At 57.3% G+C, this 1,233-nt stretch carries 2 rRNA genes; both read left to right on the top strand.

The features are described 5' to 3' along the window. A 23S ribosomal RNA gene (locus ABT254_RS46455) occupies positions 1-1,028 on the top strand; the annotation flags it as partial. Positions 1,029-1,116: 88 nt separating this feature from the next. Beyond that, positions 1,117-1,233, top strand: a 5S ribosomal RNA gene (rrf, locus tag ABT254_RS46460).

Here is a 1,233-nt window from a genome sequence, read left to right on the forward strand (position 1 = left end):
GGCGAAGCTGAGAACTTAAGCGCCAGTAAACGGCGGTGGTAACTATAACCATCCTAAGGTAGCGAAATTCCTTGTCGGGTAAGTTCCGACCTGCACGAATGGCGTAACGACTTCTCGACTGTCTCAACCATAGGCCCGGTGAAATTGCACTACGAGTAAAGATGCTCGTTTCGCGCAGCAGGACGGAAAGACCCCGGGACCTTTACTACAGTTTGATATTGGTGTTCGGTTCGGCTTGTGTAGGATAGCTGGGAGACTGTGAACTCCGGACGCCAGTTCGGGGGGAGTCGTCGTTGAAATACCAGTCTGGTCGTGCTGGATGTCTAACCTGGGTCCGTGATCCGGATCAGGGACAGTGTCTGATGGGTAGTTTAACTGGGGCGGTTGCCTCCTAAAGGGTAACGGAGGCGCCCAAAGGTTCCCTCAGCCTGGTTGGCAATCAGGTGTTGAGTGTAAGTGCACAAGGGAGCTTGACTGTGAGACCGACGGGTCGAGCAGGGACGAAAGTCGGGACTAGTGATCCGGCGGTGGCTTGTGGAAGCGCCGTCGCTCAACGGATAAAAGGTACCCCGGGGATAACAGGCTGATCTTCCCCAAGAGTCCATATCGACGGGATGGTTTGGCACCTCGATGTCGGCTCGTCGCATCCTGGGGCTGGAGTCGGTCCCAAGGGTTGGGCTGTTCGCCCATTAAAGCGGTACGCGAGCTGGGTTTAGAACGTCGTGAGACAGTTCGGTCCCTATCCGCTGTGCGCGCAGGAGTCTTGAGAAGGGCTGTCCCTAGTACGAGAGGACCGGGACGGACGAACCTCTGGTGTGCCAGTTGTTCTGCCAAGGGCATGGCTGGTTGGCTACGTTCGGGAGGGATAACCGCTGAAAGCATCTAAGCGGGAAGCCTGCTTCGAGATGAGGACTCCCACCCACTTGATGGGGTAAGGCTCCCAGTAGACGACTGGGTTGATAGGCCGGATCTGGAAGCACCGTAAGGTGTGGAGGTGACCGGTACTAATAGGCCGAGGGCTTGTCCTCAGTTGCTCGCGTCCACTGTGTTGGTTCTGAAACCACGAACAGCCCCACGCCCGGTCACGGCGTGGCGCGGCTGACAGTTTCATAGTGTTTCGGTGGTTATAGCGTGAGGGAAACGCCCGGTTACATTCCGAACCCGGAAGCTAAGCCTTACAGCGCCGATGGTACTGCAGGGGGGACCCTGTGGGAGAGTAGGACGCCGCCGAAC

Origin of the sequence: Streptomyces sp. NPDC001137 (genome assembly GCF_040298885.1) — a bacterium.
GTDB lineage: Bacteria > Actinomycetota > Actinomycetes > Streptomycetales > Streptomycetaceae > Streptomyces.